Below are 1471 nucleotides of genomic sequence, written 5' to 3' on the forward strand. Positions count from 1 at the left end.
GCGCCTCGCGGCGGGCATGAAGGTCCGCGATGTGATCACCACAGAAGGTGAGCCGAAGACAGATTGGGGGCACGGTCTGACGCGCGACGAGCAAGTTTTCGTCATCGCCGAGAAGCTCTACGAGCCGGTTCGCCTTGCTGAGGCAATGGGCGTGAAGCTGCTGCTAGAGCCGCACGGTCCTGTAACCGGCACGATTGAAGGCTTGGGCGCGGTGCTCGACCGTCTAGGACATCCGGACACGGTTGGCGTTAATCTCGATACAGGCAACTCTTGGCTTGCGGGCACCGACCCAGTCGAAATGGCAAAAGTATTCCGGAACCGCATCTGGCACGTGCACTGGAAGGACATGCCCAGCGACTGGTCCGATAAGCGCGGCACAATCTTCGGTTGCGGCATGGCAATCATTCCGCTTGGAGCAGGAGTTGTCGACATCAAAGGGGTGTACGACGTGGTCAAGAACAGCCCGGCTGAACACTCGACACTCGAGATTGCCGGCGACGACAATGTCCTCCGCAGCTACGAATTTCTCAAGGAGTTGGGCACCAGCTAAAGATAGTGGAGTCTATATCACTTGGAGTTCGACAGAAACTTCCGGAAAGTCTTGGGTAGAACGTGAAACAGCGCGTGCGCGGACATCTCAGGTTTAACCCGAGTGATCCCGCCGCGCCCGAACCGAGCCCACAAGAAGCTGGACGACCCACGTCCTCGCTGGGAAATCAGCGGAGCAGTCAGACATTTTCGATCCTCCTGTCTAGCAAGTCAACCCCACCGAACCCGAGCGACCATGTCACGAAATTATCATTGGGACTATCATCCCGGCCACAAGATCAGCCTGAGCTTCTGTGATGAGCCCCTCGCCACCTACAGCTTTGCCAACGTAGATGGTGCAAAACCGTTCATCCATCCGCTGAGCACTGTCCGCGGCGTGCCGCTCACCGTCTCCCAGCCGTCTGATCACGTCTGGCACCGCGGGGTATGGTTCTCCTGGAAATACATCAACGGCGTCAATTATTGGGAGGAGGAGCCCGTCTCCAAAGACGGTGAAATCCGCCTCCTCAGCGAGGGGCGCACGCGGGTGGCTGAAGACGAAGTTGCCAGATTGAATGCAGACCAGGCGGAGGTGACGACATCGATCGACTATATTTCTCCGACCGGCTCTTGTGTCATCCACGAGCGCCGCCTTGTTCGCATCTGTATGCCCAAGGACAATCATTACACGATCGACTGGGAACTGGATTTCACGGTCGGCACGGAAGCCGTCATTCTCAGCGCGACGCCCATAACGGACGAGACTCCCTGGGGCGGCTATGCAGGCCTGGGGTGGCGGGCAGCTCGCTCGCTCCGCCAGTTCCGGATGCTCAATAGCGAAGGCGCGACTGACGAGACCACCAACGGGGCCAAGGCGCGCTGGATCGACCTCAGTGGCGTAGCAGACGGTGACCAGAATATTGTAGCCGGCCTTGCCATCCTC

Annotated in this window: 2 protein-coding genes; both read left to right on the forward strand. The window is 58.7% G+C overall.

Annotated elements, in window-relative coordinates:
* On the forward strand, nucleotides 1-550 hold a 550-nt coding region (locus EOA85_RS35130; protein ID WP_164760128.1), incomplete at its 5' end, for a TIM barrel protein.
* Between the two features lie 234 nt (nucleotides 551-784).
* Nucleotides 785-1471, forward strand: a 687-nt coding sequence (locus EOA85_RS35135) for a DUF6807 family protein (RefSeq protein WP_206523468.1), incomplete at its 3' end; no start/stop codon positions are given.

This window comes from Mesorhizobium sp. M5C.F.Ca.IN.020.29.1.1, from assembly GCF_003997375.1.
Classification (GTDB): domain Bacteria; phylum Pseudomonadota; class Alphaproteobacteria; order Rhizobiales; family Rhizobiaceae; genus Mesorhizobium; species Mesorhizobium wenxiniae.